This window comes from Bacteroides sp. MSK.18.37, from assembly GCF_019129155.2.
Classification (GTDB): Bacteria; Bacteroidota; Bacteroidia; order Bacteroidales; family Bacteroidaceae; genus Bacteroides; species Bacteroides ovatus.
Map to the genome: position 1 here is coordinate 2,845,155 of NZ_JAHOIB020000001.1, position 18,938 is coordinate 2,864,092.

Below are 18,938 nucleotides of genomic sequence, written 5' to 3' on the forward strand. Positions count from 1 at the left end.
TTTTGCACTCCTCAAAGAAACTATACTATACACTTATGAGAATATAATACACTTCAACGAAGTGCACATCCATCTATAAATCAAGCTTTTAAATAGTACAGCATATAAATACGAATATCTCTGCCTCTTCTAAAATCATTCCCTAATATCATCCTCTTAAAAACATGTTCTTGAGCATGTGTACACCTCTTTGAGAATATAGTAAACGCTTTCCTGTCTTTCATCTCATACTTTTGTTCACAGAAATAATCACTAATCGAAATATTATGGATATAGCTAAAAGATGTGAGCAGAACCCCCTACTGGCTCCAAAAGATTTAAAAGCGGGAATCAACGGAATGGAAATTACATGTTTGTTAAATCCCGGAGTTTTCAAATATCAAGGCAAAATTTGGTTACTTTTGCGCGTCGCAGAGAGACCTATACAGAAAGAAGGAATTATCAGTTTTCCTATATATAATGAAAAAGGAAAAATAGAAGTGGTTTCGTTTTTAAAGAATGATCCCGATTTAGATGCTTCAGACCCACGCGTTATCGGTTACAAAGGAAAGAATTATCTGACTACGATGTCTTACTTACGATTGGTTTCAAGTACCGACGGTATTCACTTCAAAGATGAACCGGAATTTCCACCTATTTTCGGAAAAGGAGAGCTGGAAGCATTCGGCATTGAGGATTGCCGTGTTGCAACAACCGAAGATGGTTTTTACCTTACTTTCACAGAAGTATCGTCGGTAGCTGTAGGGGTTGGACTGATTCACACCAATGATTGGAAAAACTATACACGGCATGGAATGATATTCCCACCGCATAATAAAGATTGTGCATTGTTCGAACAGAAGATAGGTGACAAGTATTTCGCTCTTCATCGCCCGAGCAGTCCCGAACTTGGCGGCAATTATATATGGTTGGCAGAATCGCCCGACCGCTTGCATTGGGGAAACCACAAATGTGTGGCAACCACTCGTGACGGAATGTGGAATTGCGCACGTGTAGGGGCAGGGGCAGCTCCAATAAAGACAGAAGAAGGCTGGCTGGAGATTTATCATGGAGCCGATTTTAATCACCGTTATTGCTTGGGGGCTTTATTACTCGATTTAAATGACCCGTCGAAAGTCATTGCAAGAAGCGAAGAACCTATCATGGAACCTATCGCCGCTTATGAGCAAACAGGTTTCTTCGGAAATGTAGTTTTCACTAATGGGCATTTAGTGGACGGCGATACGATAACCATGTATTATGGAGCAAGCGATGAAGTGATTTGTAAGGCAGAGCTTTCCATTTCAGAGATATTAAACGTATTAAAACAGACACAAGAGAAGTAATGAATAAACTGAAAAAAGAATATCTGTTCTTTAAGCAACAGGAACCTAACATGAGAACACTGTTGGTTACCAATATGCTTTATGCATTGGTACTACCGATAGTAGAAATCTTTGTGGGAGCCTATATCATGAGAAACACGAGTGACCCCGTGATGGTTGCTTTTTATCAGCTGGCAATGTATATAGGCATCATTACTACCTCTCTTGTTAACGGTTATCTGCTAAAGAAATACAGTGTGAAGACACTTTATTCGGTAGGAATCCTGGTAAGTGGCATTTCCATGTTCGGTATGATGACTATCAAGTCACTTGGCTTCGTCGAACTTGGTCTGGCCGGCTTTTTAATGGGAGCAGCTTCTGGTTTCTTCTGGACCAACCGATACCTACTGGCTCTCTATAATACCAACGACAACAGCCGTAACTATTTCTTCGGACTAGAGTCTTTCTTCTTTTCTATTACCTCCATCGGTGTTCCTTTAATTATAGGCGCATTTATCAGCCAGATAGATGGAAAAGAAGTTTTCGGATTCCTCTTCAATATCAATACCTCTTACTGTGTAGTTACGATGGCAGCAGTAGTCATTACCGTTATCGCCTGCATGACACTGTGGAAAGGTAAATTCGAGAACCCCAAAGAAACGAACTTCCTCTATTTCCGCTTCAACATACTTTGGAAAAAGATGCTTTGGCTAGCCGGATTGAAAGGAATGGTTCAAGGTTTTTTAGTAACGGCACCGGCTATATTAGTATTGAAGCTGGTAGGAGATGAAGGAGCGTTAGGATTGATTCAGGGAGTTAGCGGGGCACTGACTGCTGTCCTGGTGTATGTATTAGGACGTATGGCCCGCCCGCAAGACCGTTTGAAAATATTTGTAGGAGGACTAATCGTATTCTTTGTCGGTACACTATTCAACGGTATTCTCTTCTCTGCTACAGGAGTGATCCTTTTCGTCCTTTGCAAAGTGATATTCCAGCCTTTGTTCGACCTGGCTTACTTCCCCATTATGATGAGAACAATTGATGCAGTTGCAAAGATTGAGAATAGAAACGAATATGCATATATCCTAAGCCATGAGTTCGGCCTTTTCCTTGGAAGAGCTTTCGGTTTACTACTGTTTATCTTCCTTGCTTATTGTGTATCGCAGGATTTTGCATTGAAATATGCGCTGGTGATTGTTGCCGGATTACAATTAGCGGCATATCCTTTAGCTAAGAATATTACTAATCAAACTGATACTATTGAACATGAAAATGACAAGTAAAGGTGTTTTTGTACTTATGACCGTTTGTCTCCTGGCATCTTGCTCGGGCAACGAAAATAACTTTGGTGAAAAGGTAAAGCAGGTTTCCATCCATAGGGTAGACTCTATGCCTGATATGCCTGAAACTTATAAAATGCTGGACTGGAAGCAAAAAGCCCAAAAGTATGACCAGTTTATCTTTGACTGGAATAATAAAAGCGAAGTCGGACCATTAATCTGGTTAGATGACGCCCGCAGAAATATGGACCAGACTACATTTGGCTTATATACTGCCATTAAAGATATTCGTCAGGGAAAAAATGCCAATAACGGAGAGTTCCATGAAAGTCTGAACTCATTGGCAGCTATTCTTGGTGCCGGCCTTGTAGGGATTGACAAGACGAATCAAGACGGATATAACTATGTAAAAATGGTGCAGAATTATTTCAACTCTGATAACGGCTGGAATATAGTCATGAACAATACGACTCCGTCAGTAGCCCTTTTAGGAGGAGGCTATGGCCGCGACTGGTGGTATGATGTATTACCCAATGCCTTATATTATGCTATTTGCGATGTTTTCCCCAATGTAGACGGGGCAGAGAAGATACAAAAAAGTATTGCGGAGCAGTTTGTTAAAGCAGATTCTGTATTGAATGGAAATTACGACTATTCTTATTTTGACTATGCACAAATGAAAGGAATGGTTAATAATATTCCATTGCAACAAGACGCCGCCGGTGGGCATGCTTATGTATTGTTGTGTGCTTATCATAAGTTTGGTGATCCACGTTATCTGCAACATAGTAAAAGTGCCATCGAAGCCCTGCTTGCCCAAAAAGAAAGCCGTTTTTACGAGGCCCTTTTACCACTCGGAGTTTATACGGCAGCCTATTTGAATGCAGTAGAAGGAGCCAACTATGATGTAGCCAAACTTCTTGATTGGGTATTTGACGGATGTAAAAGCCCTACAGGAAGAACCGGTTGGGGAATTATTGTAGGAAAATGGGGTGACTATGATGTAAGTGGTCTGCAAGGAAGTATCACAGACGGCGGAGGATATGCATTCCTCATGAACAGTATCAAACCTGCCTGGCCTTTCATTCCGATGGTGAAATATCAGCCTCAATATGCAAAAGCTATCGGCAAGTGGATGTTGAACAATGCAAGTGCATGTCGTTTGTTCTATCCGGGGGAAATAGATGAAACACATCAATGGGCTCCTGAATTGAAGGACATTACTTATGATAATGTTTCTTATGAAGGTTTACGAAAAACGGATGACTATGGAAAAGCATCATTAAAAGGGGTTAATCCGGTTGCAATCGGCGATGGTCCCAAATGGATAAAAGGTAATCCGACGGAGAGCATGTTCAGCGTTTACAGTTCTTCTCCTGTTGGTATTTTAGGGGCCATTGTTTGTCAAACGAATGTGGAGGGTATCCTCCGGCTGGATTGTAATGTCACAGACTTCTATACAGAGAAACCTTATCCGGTCTATCTCTATTATAACCCTCATAAAGAGACCAAAACCATTACTTATCAAGCTACCCAACCATGCGATTTGTTTGATATTGTTGCCAAAGAATATATAGCAAAAAATATAAAGACAAATGGCTCCGTTGAGATCCCGGCCAACGACGCAAGAGTAATTGTGGAACTTCCCGCCGGAACAGAATTAGAACTGAAAGATGGTAAGATTATTGCGAATAAACAAAATATCATTTCATATAATTAAATCTAAGTGTATAAACTATGAGTAAGCATTTATTATTCATTCTTATTCTTGCTGTTTGCACAAATGTCTTTGCACAGCAAACCAAGAGTATTTCGGGTGTGGTATACGACAGTAATACCGGAGAGGCTTTAATTGGAGTTTCTGTTCTTGAAGTGGGAACGACCAATGGTACTATCACTGATTTTGACGGTAAATATACATTAAAAGTATCGTCAAATAAAGTTTCATTCTCGTATGTCGGTTTTAAAACTGAAATTGTAAACGTAACAAATAGCGGAACGTACAATGTAAATCTAGTGTCTGATAATAAATTGGATGAGGTTGTAGTTATTGGTTACGGTACTCAAAGAAAGAGTGACCTTACCGGTGCTTTGGCTTCTATAAGTAGTAAGGATATTAAGAACTATGCAGTGTCCAATGCATCCGAACTACTAACAGGTAAGGCAGCCGGCGTATTTGTTGCCGCCAGTTCCGGCCAGCCGGGATCGGATGCAGTGATCCGCGTGAGAGGTTTAGGGACCGTCAATGACAACAATCCATTGTATGTAGTTGATGGACAGTTCATGGATAACATCAGCAGCCTGAATCCATCTGATATTGAACGTATGGAAGTATTAAAAGATGCTTCAGCCTGCGCTATCTATGGTTCGAGAGGTTCTAATGGAGTAATCCTCATTACTACCAAGGGAGGGGTGAAAGGTGAAACGACTGTAACATTGGATGCTTATGTAGGTGTAAAAAACAGTTATAAAGCATTGAACATGATGAACAGCGACCAATACTACAACTTCATCATGAAAGCGTATGAAAATGATGCAAGCTTTCAAAACTCAATGAAGGATAAGTTTACCAATCAGTATCAGAAAGGTTATAATACCAACTGGTGGAATGAAGTAACCCGTACAGCTTTCAACCAGAACTATAATCTAAGCATCCGTAAGGGGACAGATAATTCGAGATCTTCTTTAAGTTTAGGATATGTAGACGATCAGGGTGCAATCATCACTACTGAATTCAAAAGACTTTCACTTAAAGCGAATCTTGAATATGATATTAACAAATTTATCACTGTTGGCGCCAATGTCAATCTGGCAAAGATAAGAAAACGTGACGCAGGAGCAATTCCTTCATTCGATTTCATTCAAAAAGCTGATCCTTTTACCCCTGTTATCAGCCCGTTGGTAGATCCGTCTTCTGAAAATTACGAATATAACAAATATGCGCCTACCGAGTGGTCTTACGACCCTAATCCGGTAGCCATGCTCGAACTTCCTAATAGATACAATGACATATTCAATGTATTTGGTAATGTGTTTGCCCAAATCAAATTGTATAAAGGATTGAGCTATCGGGTACAGTATAGTTTCGAAAGATACCATGATACTTTCAAAGACTTCCGTCCTGTCTATTCGTCTACTTTTTCGGAAGATAACTTAGCGAATCAGGAAAGTAAATATAATAAAGAAACTCAATTGAATAATAATAGCGCTGTTACTTCTAATTATCAGGTGGAACAACGCCTTAATTACAACACGACAATAGGCAGGCATAAATTGGATGCAATGGTTGCCATGACTTATGAGAAGAACAGCAGCGAAGGCATTAATGCATTTAAGAGAAAGGCTTTAGGTAACGATGAAATCTATCAGATACTTGATGCACAAACAGCCGGAGATAACACCTCGGGAGGTAAAGAAACATCTTCTATGTTGTCGTACCTGGGACGTATCAACTATGTATATGATGACAGATACCTTGCTACAGTCAATTTCCGTGCCGATGGTTCTTCAAGATTTGCCAAACGTAACCGTTGGGGCTATTTCCCATCAGTTTCATTAGGTTGGAGAGTGAGCAATGAAGAATTCTTTAAGAACCTGAACATTGAAAATACAATTTCCAATTTAAAACTGCGTGTAGGTTGGGGACAGAATGGTAACCAACGAATCGACAGAGACGCACCTCTTACGTTGATTGGTACCAATAATGAAAATCAATGGTACTTTGGAAACGGATACTCACAAGGTTACGTCCCGACTTATGTGGGAAATGCAGATATTAAATGGGAAACCAGCCAGCAAACCAATGTCGGTTTAGATATGTCTTTCTTTAAAAACAGCCTTGATGTAAGTATGGACTTTTATGTAAAGAAAACAAGTGACATGTTGCTGAATATGCCTATTCCTTCTTTTGGCGCCTTCCCTAACAGCCCCTTCTTCAATGCAGGAGACTTGAAGAATACCGGTTTCGAAATAGTAGTCAACTACCGTAACCAGATAGGAAAAGACTTTAATTACAATGTAGGGCTGAACATGTCTACTTATAAGACAGAGGTAACCAAACTTACATCGGAATATTTGAGTGGAAATACTAGCCGTACGTATGTAGGAGGTCCTATCGGACGTTTCTGGGGGTACAAACAAATAGGAATATTCCAGAATCAGGAAGAGATAGACAATTATGTGGATAAGAATGGTACCAAGATTCAGCCTAATGCACAACCGGGTGATTTTAAGTTTGCCAAATTAGGAGAATCAGGCGAATTGAATGATGATGATGACCGTACTTTTATCGGTGATCCTAATCCGGACCTCATTTATGGTTTCAACTTAGGATTCAGTTATAAGAACTTTGATGTAAGTATGGCATTCCAGGGAACTATTGGAAATGACATCTGGAACGTTGCTAAAGGAAGCCTTGCTTCAGCAGGACGCCAGAATGCGTTGGCGGATGCTTACACAAAAGCATGGACAAAAGACGGGGATTTGGATGCTGTATATCCACGCATAACCAACTCTGACTCTAACAATAATATGAGAGGTTCTTCTTTCTATGTGGAGAACGGTTCTTACCTGCGTTTGCAGAATATGCAAATAGGTTATACACTGCCGAGTCACATTTGCCAGAAGAGCAAACTGTTTTCAAGTTGTAGATTCTATGTGAGCGGTCAGAATATATTTACTTTAACCGGTTATTCCGGACTTGATCCGGAACTGGGTATCAATAACCCATTGGATATGGGAGTGGATACTACACGTTATCCGTCTTCACGTACATTCACTTTTGGAGTTAATTTGCAATTTTAAATCTAGCTAAAAAGACATTACATTATGAGAAAAATATTATTTATAATATGCTGGGCTCTTGCCGGAGTGGGGTTGTATAGCTGCTCTCTCGACGAACCAAGTTATGGTAAAACCACAAGCGATAATTATTATCAGAAGGAAAGCGATATTGAACAAGCCTTGACTGGAGCTTATCTTCAATTACGTACAACTTGGAATGAATATGCATTAAATCATTATTTTGTGGGTGATTGCAGCACCGATGATGCTCTAAAAGGAGGAGGAAATGACGGTGACCGTGCCGAAGTACGCGACTTGTCCGACTTTACGATCTACACAACCAATGGTGAAGTAGGACGTCGTTGGGAGATTCTGTACAGATTAATCAATCGCTGTAACGATGTGATTTATTATGCTCCTGATGCAATAGGAAACGAAGAACTATTGAAACGTTATGCAAACGAGGCTAAAGCATTGAGAGCATTCGGGTACTATTGTCTGGTCACTACATTCGGAGAAGTGCCTCTAATCACTACGCCGATGCAACCCGCTGAAATACTGCAAATACCCCGCTCCCCATTGGAGAAGGTATATGAATGTATTGTGAATGATTTAACCGATGCCTCCGCACTTCCTGCAAAAGGAGATTACTCTGAAGGTGATGCTTATCGTGCAACACGTGGCTTTGCTAAAACAATGCTTGCTAAAACATACATGTTCAAAGGTGATTTTACCTCTGCCGAAACGGTACTTCATGATATTATTGAAGTGGACAAAGACTATACATTGTTGAGTGATTACGGCATGAACTGGCGCACTGAATATGAAAACAGTTCGGAATCAGTATTTGAGATTGCCAACAAAGTATATGACAAAAACATAGCCACAGGTACCAATGTCCCTCACTTCTTCACAAGCAGACGCATCTCCGGTTATCAAGGATATGGATTTCACGTACCAACCCAAGATCTCCATGATGCCTTTGACGCAGATGACCCACGTATTACTTATGTATTCACACAAACTGGTGATAGATATAAAGGTGATACTGAAGCGCAGGACAATGCTGAATCTCCAAGCGGTTATCATGATTACAAGATGACTGTGCCAGCAGTAGAAAAAACAGGTTTCGACGTCTGGATGATTAGTTACAACATTCGTTTAATCCGTTATTCCGATGTTCTCTTGATGTATGCCGAAGTATTAAACGAAAATGGAAAACCAGGGCTTGCACTTCCTTACCTGAATGATGTAAGAGAAAGAGCCCGCAAAACTAATCCGATAGATCCGAGAAGAGATCAACAGGCGTATATTCCTGCTACAACAACTAATACACTGCCCGACATAACAGAAACCGACCAAGAGCGCCTGAAAGAAATCATCTGGAAGGAACGTCGTTGTGAATTGGCAATGGAAGGATGGAGACGGGATGACCTGATGAGACAAAAACGTTTCGGAACCGTTATGCGTGCTTATGCAACCAAATATAATACATCGAAAGGTGCCAATTTTAGGGACGACAGAGATTATCTGTTTCCGATACCGCAAGGTGAAAGGGATAAGAGCAACAATATTCTTTCCCAAAATCCGGGTTTTTAATATGAATAAAATGAGGGGGCGGATTTTATAATCCGCCCTTTTTTAACAACCAACTGACCATGAAAAAGACATTATTATTTCTCGTAGCAGGTTTTTTCTTTCTCAACAACCTGCCGGCACAAAAGCCGATAGAACAAAAAGAGATCCGCTTAGTACAGTATATGCCCAATGTACCTTTCCCCTATAAAATGAAAAACTGGAAAGATATAGCCACGAAACAGGACAGACTATTTTACGATTTCAACGCCAAAGGACAGAACTTACCTCTTATCTGGTGGGACGATTCGCAAGTAAACTTTCCATTCCGCACTTTCGGACTTCCAAGCTACGTAGATAAAAGACGGTTAGGAGGAAATTCTTATGAATCTCTTCCCACTATGGGCTCACTCATTAGTGCAAGTCTGATAGGAGTAGACAAAAGCAATGATGACGGAAAAGATTATGTATCAATGATACGGCAATTCTTCAACAAGAAGAATGGAACCAATCTTATATTGAACGGACTCGACAGGAAAGCCGGAGAAAGTTTCTGGTATGAGATATGGCCGGCAATGGCTTATTCGATGCTGGTAGATTTATATCCTCAAAAAACAGAGATGCAGGAGCCGATGAAGATCACTGTCGACAATTGGTATGCTGCTATTCAAGACTTGAGTGAAGGTAGAGAATATCCGGACTTCAACTTCACCGCCTTCAACTTTAAGAACCGTAAAGGGTACTATAATAAAGTATGGCGTGAACCGGATGCAGCCGCAGGACTTGCTTGGTTGCAATACATCTCCTGGATTAAATACGGAGATAAAAAGTATCTGAATGCTACACGCCAATGCATGGCATTCTTGCAAAACCGTCCCCAGAAAGAAGGTACTTTCTATGAGATAATGATGCCCTATGGGGCTTATCTGGCAGTGCGCATGAATGCAGAACTTGGAACTGCTTATGATGAGCTGAAAATGCTGAACTGGTGCTTCGACGGTAATAATTCAGACCGTGACGGATGGGGAGTGATGTGTGAGCGTTGGAACAAATACGACGTACACGGATTGGTAGGACAAAAAAAGGATGAACAATATGCTTTTGCCATGAACACCTTTTCACAAGCTGCCGCACTTGTCCCAATTGTAAAATACAACCCGGCTTATGCTTCCACAATAGGCAAGTGGATGCTGAACCTGGCAAACGCCTGCCGCTTATTTTATGCAGACGAGCACCCCCGCAACCGTCAGTCAAGTTCTATCTGGGAAGGTGATCCTCAACACGTCATTTGTTATGAAGGATTGAGGAAGGATTTGTATCATGGCAATCACTTTGAACCGTTCCAGGGATTATTGTCCGATGAGGGTCCCTATGCTATTGGGGATCAAGTAAAAACCATGTCTTCAGCTACAGATATTTGCTTGTATGGCTCGGCCTGGGTGGGTATGCTAGCCTCTATTGTAGATACTACTAATGTGGAATGTATTCTTCAACTGGATTGTAATGCCACAGATTTTTATTCCACAAGAAAATATCCTACTTACCTTTTATTCAATCCTTACTTTGAAGCCAAAGAGGTAACCTTGAATCAACACTTTACGGAACCTACGGACTTGTACGATCTGGTATCCAAAAAATACATAAAGAAAAATTGTACCGGCGAAACAAGCATTATCCTGAACCCGGACAATGCCGTAACTATTGTTTGTATTCCTGCTTCCGCTAAAAAAACAAAGAAACATGGTAAATTGATTGTTGACGGTGAAATCGTAGATTATCGTTTGTAATTTTGACTATTCCACAATTGTATAAGTCCTCCGTTACCGATGAAAATATGCGCGGAATAAAATAAATTCCTTATATTTGCTATTATCCTAACCGTATAAATAACATTCATTTACATGAGAAACATCTTATACGCACAATTATTTTTTATTCTGATTATTGCATTTGTCACTTCCACAAAGTCTTATGCTTTTAATGTGGCAAAACACATATCAAATGTTAACGGACTGACAAATAATTCAGTAAACTGTATTTTGGAAGATGCAGAACATACAATCTGGATTGGGACATGGGATGGACTGAATGCATATAATGGAAGAGAAATTACGACATTCAGATATAGCAAAAACAATCCGAATTCTATAAGTAATAACGTTATCCGCCAGATTATCGAATGTAAGGGCAGTTTATGGATAGCAACAGATAATGGAATCAATCGGTTAGATAAACGAACCCGTCAGATAACAAGGTATTATTTAAGAACAGATAATAAAGTACCCAATCAGGAAAAGTCTTTTATTTTAGGAAAGAGTGCGGCAGGAGATATTATCTGCCTCATAAAGGGGCTGGGGTTCTTTGTCTACAATGATTCTGAAGATGAGTTTAATCCGATTAACACAGACTTTGCAAGTCATATAAAGGATTATTCCGTGAGTGATTCCGATCGTATGCTTTTCCTTTTAAATAATGGAAATACCGTGCATCTGACTTACAATCTACTCGTTAACGGAGGAAAACAGAGTGATTTACGCACAGTCGACATACAGACGCCTGTAGATAAGATATTTCTGTCGAAAGACAGATTTATCTTAAACAAAGACAACAAACTTTTCCTTTTAAATCCCGACTTTACAGTTTCCCAATGCATTGAGCTGGATAGTAGCAAACCTGTATCGCAGGTTATTTTAGCAGAGAACAAGATGTACGTCAGCTTTATAGAAGGGGGATGTATTCATTATGATTTAAAAAAGAATACTTTTACCTACCTGAACGAACTATCCAGTCAGTTATCAGTCTTCACTCTTTATTCCGGTAGTCAGAACATATTGTGGATAGGAACGGACGGACAAGGATTAATTCAACTTTATCATTACGACTCTTTATTTGAAACCGTTCACACCAGTCACCCTGTGAGATGTTTTTGTGAAGATGAAGATGGTAATATTCTGATAGGAACAAAAGGAAGCGGAATAAAACTGTTGAATCCTGCAACGAAAGAATTGACAGATTATCTGAATGAGAGTAAAGGATTGATTTCCAATTCTGTCTATGCCTTGAGGAGAAATAAAGCGAATGACATTTTTATCGGAACGGAAGGAACCGGAATCAATATATTGAATGCTGCTACGGGACGATTGGAAAAGCTAGAGATACCTGACAAATACCCGCCTTTCAAGGCTGTGTACAACATTTATTTTACGAACAATGATTCTCTTTTATGGGTGGGAACATCAGGATATGGTTTAATCAAAATAAATATTTCCAGAGAGCAAGGTCGTTATCACGTTAAAGGATTCAGGCAATATAATTCGTCGGATAAGAATATCTCATTGAATAACGATGTTGTTTATGCCATTACATCCGATCCGGAAAACAATATGTTATGGTTTGGCACACGTGGCGGAGGCTTGAACTGTATCAACATGAAAGATAACAGCATAAAATCATTGGAGGATATGGACAGTCGGATTTTACTGACCAATAATGATGTATTGTGCTTACTGCGTGATGATGCCAATATATGGATAGGAACAAGTTATGGACTGAACGAATTGAAAAAGGAGGAGAATGATTTTCGCCTGATACAATATGCCGACGAGAAATTGAATAATAAAACAATTCATGGAATATTAAAAGACCACGAAGAAAAGATATGGATCAGTACCAACCAGGGATTGTCTAGCCTGAATGTAAAAAACAATAAAATAGATAATTATACCTTGAATGACGGATTGCAGAATGATGAATTCTCGGATGGAGCTTTCTTCAAGGATCATCGTGATTTCTTGTACTTTGGAGGAGTAAGCGGGTTTAGTTATTTCAATCCTCGAAATATACATTTGCGCAAGTTTAATCCTCCACTTATATTAAGTAGTTTGAAGATATATAATACGGTACAGGACATTAATGAACGTATCAGAAAAGGAGTGTTAAAACTTAGCTATGAAGAAAGATTCATGACTTTCAATTTCATAGCCAAAGACTTTATTAATAATGAAAACTGTGAATATGCTTATCGCTTGAAAAACCACTCGGATGATTGGGTGGGGATGGGTAATAACCCGAATATTATCTTTACCCAACTTCCTCCGGGTGAGTACCAGCTTGAAGTGAAGAGCACGAATGGCGACAAAGTATGGGGAAATAACATTTATCGCTTAACTATAAAAGTAGGTTATCCGTGGTGGCTTAGTGTTCCTGCATTGATTATCTATGCCATATTGTGCATTATTATCTTCTACATCACAAAGTCTGTTATCAAAAATCGCATACGGTTAAGCCGCCAGGTTCTTATAGCCCAGGTAGAGAAACGGCATGAACAGAAGATTTATGAATCCCGGCTCAATTTCTTCACCAATGTGGCACATGAATTCTTTACCCCCCTAACTTTGATTTATACACCTGCACAGCACTTGTTGGAACAGGACGGTGTAGATGGTAGTACAAAGAAATATCTCCAAATAATAAAGAATAATGCCGAAAGGATGCAGAAGCTGATTAGTGAGTTGATGGAGTTTCGTAAAACTAAATCGAGCAATATGGATTTGCATCCTGAAAATGTGAACGTAAAATCATTGATGGAATATGCTTCCAACAATTATGTGGATATCCTGAAAGAGAATAAAATAGACTTCAAGGTAGAGACTCATGATACGTCAGAGATCTATTCCGACCGCAATGCTTTGGAAAAAATTATATTCAATTTACTGTCGAATGCGTTCAAATATACTCCTCGTTATGGATATATTCATGTTGAAATATCACAAAATGAGCCTGATAAAACCTTATACTTGCTCGTAAGAAATTCCGGCAAGGGGTTAACCGAGCAACAGATGGCAGAGATATTTGATAAGTATAAGATATTTGATACTCCCAAATTGGGTAACTCTGTAAGCAATGGCATAGGTTTAAATCTAACCAAGAGTCTGGTTGAATTATTAGGCGGGCAGATAAGTGTAAATAGTGAACTGGGAAAAAGTGTTGAATTTTCAGTCGTGATTCCTTCTCTACCATCCGATCATTCACTTGTTGTAACGGATGAAAAAGATTCGTTGCAGAAAGAAAAGAACGGGCAGGATCACTTATCCCCTCGCAAAGATACTGTCATACTGATAGTGGAAGATGAAAAGAATATCAGAGACCTGCTGAAAGATGTCCTCTTTGATTATGTGATACACGAAGCAAAAGACGGCGTGGAGGCTTTGAAAGAGATAGAACATAATCATCCTGATATTATTATAAGTGATATTGTCATGCCCAATATGGACGGCTTGAGCTTGATTAATAAATTGAAATCCGATTTGAAAACAAGTTATATTCCGATCATAGGAATATCGGCAAAGGCTTCTGTAGAAGACCAGATTAATGCCTTTAACCATGGTGCGGATGCTTATATCGTCAAACCATTTCACCCGAGGCAGGTGATATCCACCATAGAGAATCTGCTGTCGAGACAAATGCTTTTAAAGGACTATTTCAATTCCAGCATGTCTTCTGTGAAAGTGAAAGACGGGATTGTTCTTCATCCGGAAGACGAAGAGTTAATACAGAATGTAACAGACTTCATAAAGAATAATATAGATGATGAGTTATTAAGCCCTTCTTCTATTGCCGAATTTGTAGGAGTGAGCAAAGCTACCTTATATCGGAAGTTCAAAGAAATAATAGATAAGACTCCGAGTGAATTTGTACGAGGCATCAGACTGGAATATGCAGCCAAGTTATTAAGGACAACCAAGTTGACCGTATCCGAGATTATGTTTAAATGTGGATTCTCTAATAAATCTTATTTCTATCGGGAGTTTTTAAAGCAATACGGTGTATCTCCCAAAGATTACCGGAATCAATAGATAATACAAAAAAGGCTATCCGAAAAATAGGTAGGGATATTCCTAAAATAAGAAAATTTAAGGCAACTAACTCATTGCAAGTCAGTTGCCTTTTTTGTATCTTTAAGCAGGGATATTCAGTAAATGTACCTTTTCCATATAAGAACTATCCATCCTATTTATTTTTCTAATATTGTAAATTCAAGTATTTTACTTCAATTTTATTTATCTTCTAAAGAGATAGCATGAACATTAATGCTGTAAATCCTAGAAAGAAAATCTGCACGAACCTTAGGAAAATCCAAGTCTTTTCTCCGTAGAATACTAAGTTCAAGGTACTTTTGTTCAATATCAATACCAAGAAATCGACGTTTCAAAAGATTAGCCGTGACACCAGTAGTACTACTACCGGCAAAAGGATCTAATATCCATGCCCCAGGCCTAGTACTAGCTGCAATAACCCTAGCTAATAAATTTATCGGTTTTTGAGTAGGATGTTTACCGTGTATCTTTTCCCATCCCTCAATAGCAGACAAATTCCAAACATCTGTCATCTGATGATTAGCATTACTCATTTTCATAAAATCATAATTATAATAATGAGAAACATTATTATTTTTACGAGCCCAAATAATGTATTCTGCCGAGTATGTAAAATAACGACACGAGATATTAGGAGGAGGGTTAGTTTTCACCCACGTAATGCAGTTAAGAATTTTAAACCCAAGTTCAGTTAACTGATTAGCTACAGAAAAAATATTATGATAAGTCCCTGATATCCAAATTGTACCATTATCTTTAAGTTTGTCACGACAATCAGCAATCCATTTATAATTAAAATTATCAATGGATTCTTTGCCAAAACTACGATCCCAATCTCCTTTATCTACACAAACAATTTTACCAGATTGTACAGAAATCCCTCCATTCGAAAGAAAATAAGGAGGATCAGCAAAAATCATATCAAATTGAAAATCAAACTGTGACAAAAGTTGTCGACAATCGCCAAGTAAAAGAGTAAATGCTCCATCCGATGATTTATAATATGATTTTAAGGGCATTATACGAATTTATTCAGTACGTAAATTAAGTACCCAATTTATCCAACTAATCACTGTACTGGAACGGCGATAATATAAATTTTCAGACATGCGGTAAAGTTCGCAATGCCTCATGATATCTATTACCTCCTCTTTAGATGGGATATTAGCATTATCAATATAACTCTTCAATGTCTGTCTAAAAGGACTATGGCTAAGAATCAATTCTGCCACCCGAAGATGTCGGCTTCGCAATGGCAATTTAAAAATTTGTTTCCCTAAATTCGATAGTTTATAATTGTAGATACTCCCTTTTTTATACCGCTGAATTAAACCCAAATAAACACCTGCATTCGCATAATAATCTGACTGGCGCTCATCAAAACTATATATTTTTGCTATACCATATTTATTAAACGCTTTATTATCCGAATTCATAATTTCACAAAGGTTGATAATGCGTTCCAACGAATCTGCTTGTGGGAATTGAATTTGCGGTTCCTTGACAACTGGAATACGCTTTGGTATCTCAAGTATATCCTGTAAGGTTATCACATCGTTCTCAATACGATATTTTTTATATTGCACTCTCTTTAAGGAATTATAATTACCTATTTCTTCAAAAGCATATTCAAATAAATAATATGTACCATTACTATACAATAAAAATACAGGTCTGATAGGCTTAGTTATCTTATTAGTCCATAATCTAAAAGGATAGTAAAGTTGGCGTACCAAAAAATCTGTAGAAAGAGAACTTTTAGCTTCAATCAAACACAAAGAATTTGTTCCTTCATAACCTCCATCAATCTCTATCTGTGAGTTACTTACATCCACTAAAAGAGAAGTATCTTCACCTGACAAACAATTGACACTAAATGAGAAACTTCCAGCTCCCATTCGCCCATTTACCGTAGGCAACAAGGTCGGTTCATTCAAGAAATCCCTGAGAATATCCGAAACATATATGCTATTAATAGCCGTAGCCTCACTTGTGATATTATTAAAATCAATAGACTCAATAAATGCAGGTGAAGAAACAGGCATACTATCTGTACTATCAAAGACTTTCTCTCTATCAGATAATGCAAAATCATGATACAAGTCCATTGCACCAATAATATAGCTTCCTCGTGTAATTGGCAAAATAGACAAAGAATTATCTATAAATATCTGGGGTCTATTGACACTATGATCGTGTTTAGTCATCAAACGAGGCTCCCAAAATTCTTTAATTTGTTGTGCTGTTATAATATACTTTCCTTCATCTTTTATAGTTTGCAGAATAGGATATTTATTAAAAATTTTCGTCCAATTAGTGTCTATCTTACTTGCATTATTCATAATTTCTTATTAATACTTCAGAGACCTGTCCCCTCTTTTCAGCATCTGAATTGATGGATCGAATGGCCTTTATTTCAGTTATGTTATAGTTCTTATATAAATCAAGAATCAAATCAGTACATGAGTTTGATAAGAGAAACTTTGCCTTCTTTGCATGCAGCCAATCACAAACATTTCTCAACCGTTCTTGTTCTGTACGATCAAATCCTCCCTGAGTATATCCCGTAAATGAAGAACTGTTTGATAACGGATCATAAGGAGGATCGAGATAAACGAAATCACCTTTAGAAACGTTATGTAAAGCCTCCTCGAAATCACCATTCATTATTAAGACATTGGAATTATTCAAATATAAGGAGACAGCTTTTATAGTTATCTCATTGACTATATTAGGATTCTTATATCTACCAAAAGGAGTATTAAATTCCCCAGAGCTATTCACTCGAAATAAACCATTATAACAAGTTTTATTTAGAAATATAATTCGCGAAGCTCTTTCTATGTTTGTTAATGCCGAAAATTTCTCTCTATCTCTATCCAGACTCCGAATCTCATAAAAATAGTCTGCTTCATTTTTATGTTTTTTCAAATCCGCTATCAGTTCTAATGGATTTTCTTTTATTACAGTATAAAGGTTTATTAATTCAGCATTAAAATCATTGATAATGGCATTTTTTGGCTGTATATGAAAAAGTAACGCTCCTCCACCAATAAAAGGCTCGTAGTAAGTTGCAAATTTTGAAGGCAAATACTTTTCAATTTCTGAAAGTATCTGCCTCTTTCCTCCAACCCACTTTACAAAGGGAACTACAAGTTTATTAGTTCTTCTTGATGACATACAACTGCAATTTGTAGCAAAGATAGATAATCCATTTGAAACTTGGAGAGTTTTAATCTTTTTATTTCTGAATCGTATAATATGATTTCCATAGTAACATATAAAGAGGATATACCTAATGGATATATCCCCTCTATCTAATTCATCCGTAGATTAATAGTTTTCCTTCTTCACCTCGAAATAAGCCTGTGGATGCAGACATGCCGGGCAAACTTCAGGAGCTTCCTTACCGATTTCAATGTAACCGCAGTTACGGCATTGCCATACCACTTCGCCTTCTTTAGCGAATACAGTCATATTTTCGATGTTATTTACGAAGGCAAGATATCTTTCTTCGTGACCTTTTTCTGCGATGGAGATATTGCGGTACATAGCAGCAATCATCGGGAAACCTTCCTGTTCTGCCACGTCGGCAAAGTGAGGATAATCCAGTGACCATTCTTCATGTTCACCCGCTGCGGCAGCGCGAAGATTTTCAAGTGTATTACCAATTACACCGGCCGGATAGCTGGCAGTGATTTCTACCATACCGCCTTCGAGGAACTTAAACATACGTTTTGCATGTTCTTTTTCCTGATCGGCAGTTTCAGTGAAAATAGCCGCAATTTGTTCGTAGCCTTCTTTTTTAGCTGCACTTGCGAAATAAGTGTAACGCATTCTAGCCTGTGATTCTCCTGCGAATGAAGTCAACAGATTTTTCTCTGTTTGAGTTCCTTTAATACTCTTAGCCATAATTCTATATATATTTTAAATTGGTTGATTACCAAACGTAACTTGTCGTACTATTTATAACGCAAATATAAACGATTTGTTCACAATAAACCACCTTTTCTTAATGAATAAAAACTATCACCTCATTGATGAAATCTATCAACAGACAAATAGTATGTTCAAAAACATACTTATTTCGATTATTTTATCTAATTTTGCAACCTCTACTT

At 38.3% G+C, this 18,938-nt stretch carries 11 protein-coding genes; 7 read left to right on the plus strand and 4 right to left on the minus strand.

Annotated elements, in window-relative coordinates; genetic code table 11:
• Positions 1–266 precede the first annotated feature (266 nt).
• The 7 genes from KSX81_RS11725 to KSX81_RS11755 all read left to right on the plus strand — a co-directional run bounded on the left by KSX81_RS11725 (position 267) and on the right by KSX81_RS11755 (position 14,796).
• Positions 267–1,325 (plus strand): glycoside hydrolase family 130 protein, encoded by a 1,059-nt coding sequence (locus tag KSX81_RS11725; protein WP_217725588.1) that lies wholly within the window; start codon positions 267–269, stop codon positions 1,323–1,325.
• Complete coding sequence (locus KSX81_RS11730) at positions 1,325–2,587, plus strand: MFS transporter (protein ID WP_004298829.1); 1,263 nt, start codon at positions 1,325–1,327, stop codon at positions 2,585–2,587. Before KSX81_RS11725 ends, KSX81_RS11730 begins: the two co-directional genes overlap by 1 nt.
• Positions 2,571–4,304 carry a hypothetical protein gene (locus KSX81_RS11735; RefSeq protein WP_004298826.1) on the plus strand — a complete coding sequence of 578 codons (1,734 nt, stop codon included), beginning with the start codon at positions 2,571–2,573 and terminating at the stop codon, positions 4,302–4,304. The genes KSX81_RS11730 and KSX81_RS11735 overlap by 17 nt, the downstream gene beginning before the upstream one ends.
• A 17-nt stretch (positions 4,305–4,321) precedes the next feature.
• A complete protein-coding gene (locus KSX81_RS11740) occupies positions 4,322–7,387 on the plus strand; it encodes a SusC/RagA family TonB-linked outer membrane protein (RefSeq protein WP_004322613.1) in 3,066 nt (1,021 codons plus the stop codon).
• 24 nt (positions 7,388–7,411) lie between these two features.
• A complete protein-coding gene (locus KSX81_RS11745; protein WP_004322614.1) occupies positions 7,412–8,965 on the plus strand; it encodes a RagB/SusD family nutrient uptake outer membrane protein in 1,554 nt (517 codons plus the stop codon).
• A 59-nt stretch (positions 8,966–9,024) separates the two neighbouring features.
• Entirely contained in the window at positions 9,025–10,728 is a 1,704-nt protein-coding gene (locus tag KSX81_RS11750; protein ID WP_004322616.1) for a hypothetical protein, read from the plus strand.
• Between the two features lie 114 nt (positions 10,729–10,842).
• Positions 10,843–14,796 (plus strand): hybrid sensor histidine kinase/response regulator transcription factor, encoded by a 3,954-nt coding sequence (locus tag KSX81_RS11755; RefSeq protein ID WP_004298818.1) that lies wholly within the window; start codon positions 10,843–10,845, stop codon positions 14,794–14,796.
• A gap of 200 nt (positions 14,797–14,996) precedes the next feature.
• Here KSX81_RS11755 and KSX81_RS11760 read toward each other — a convergent pair whose 3' ends face one another.
• From KSX81_RS11760 to rbr, 4 genes are all read right to left on the minus strand, one after another.
• Entirely contained in the window at positions 14,997–15,836 is an 840-nt protein-coding gene (locus KSX81_RS11760) for a DNA-methyltransferase (protein ID WP_004298816.1), read from the minus strand.
• Positions 15,837–15,845: 9 nt separating this feature from the next.
• Positions 15,846–17,159 carry a type II restriction enzyme gene (locus KSX81_RS11765; RefSeq protein WP_004298814.1) on the minus strand — a complete coding sequence of 438 codons (1,314 nt, stop codon included), beginning with the start codon at positions 17,157–17,159 and terminating at the stop codon, positions 15,846–15,848.
• A complete protein-coding gene (locus tag KSX81_RS11770) occupies positions 17,152–17,997 on the minus strand; it encodes a DNA adenine methylase (RefSeq protein ID WP_004298811.1) in 846 nt (281 codons plus the stop codon). The genes KSX81_RS11765 and KSX81_RS11770 overlap by 8 nt, the downstream gene beginning before the upstream one ends.
• Before the next feature lie 153 nt (positions 17,998–18,150).
• The gene (gene rbr / locus KSX81_RS11775) at positions 18,151–18,729 is read right to left on the minus strand and encodes a rubrerythrin (RefSeq protein ID WP_004298806.1); all 579 of its coding nucleotides are present in this window, start codon (positions 18,727–18,729) and stop codon (positions 18,151–18,153) included.
• Between the last annotated feature and the right edge of the window lie 209 nt (positions 18,730–18,938).

Excerpts from the sequence above, each read along its gene's own strand:
- KSX81_RS11735 (WP_004298826.1), top strand. The coding sequence starts at position 2,571 with ATGAAAATGACAAGTAAAGGTGTTTTTGTACTTATGACCGTTTGTCTC.
- rbr (WP_004298806.1), bottom strand. The coding sequence starts at position 18,729 with ATGGCTAAGAGTATTAAAGGAACTCAAACAGAGAAAAATCTGTTGACT.
- KSX81_RS11725 (WP_217725588.1), top strand. The coding sequence starts at position 267 with ATGGATATAGCTAAAAGATGTGAGCAGAACCCCCTACTGGCTCCAAAA.
- KSX81_RS11750 (WP_004322616.1), top strand. The coding sequence starts at position 9,025 with ATGAAAAAGACATTATTATTTCTCGTAGCAGGTTTTTTCTTTCTCAAC.
- KSX81_RS11770 (WP_004298811.1), bottom strand. The coding sequence starts at position 17,997 with ATGTCATCAAGAAGAACTAATAAACTTGTAGTTCCCTTTGTAAAGTGG.
- KSX81_RS11745 (WP_004322614.1), top strand. The coding sequence starts at position 7,412 with ATGAGAAAAATATTATTTATAATATGCTGGGCTCTTGCCGGAGTGGGG.
- KSX81_RS11740 (WP_004322613.1), top strand. The coding sequence starts at position 4,322 with ATGAGTAAGCATTTATTATTCATTCTTATTCTTGCTGTTTGCACAAAT.
- KSX81_RS11765 (WP_004298814.1), bottom strand. The coding sequence starts at position 17,159 with ATGAATAATGCAAGTAAGATAGACACTAATTGGACGAAAATTTTTAAT.
- KSX81_RS11730 (WP_004298829.1), top strand. The coding sequence starts at position 1,325 with ATGAATAAACTGAAAAAAGAATATCTGTTCTTTAAGCAACAGGAACCT.
- KSX81_RS11760 (WP_004298816.1), bottom strand. The coding sequence starts at position 15,836 with ATGCCCTTAAAATCATATTATAAATCATCGGATGGAGCATTTACTCTT.
- KSX81_RS11755 (WP_004298818.1), top strand. The coding sequence starts at position 10,843 with ATGAGAAACATCTTATACGCACAATTATTTTTTATTCTGATTATTGCA.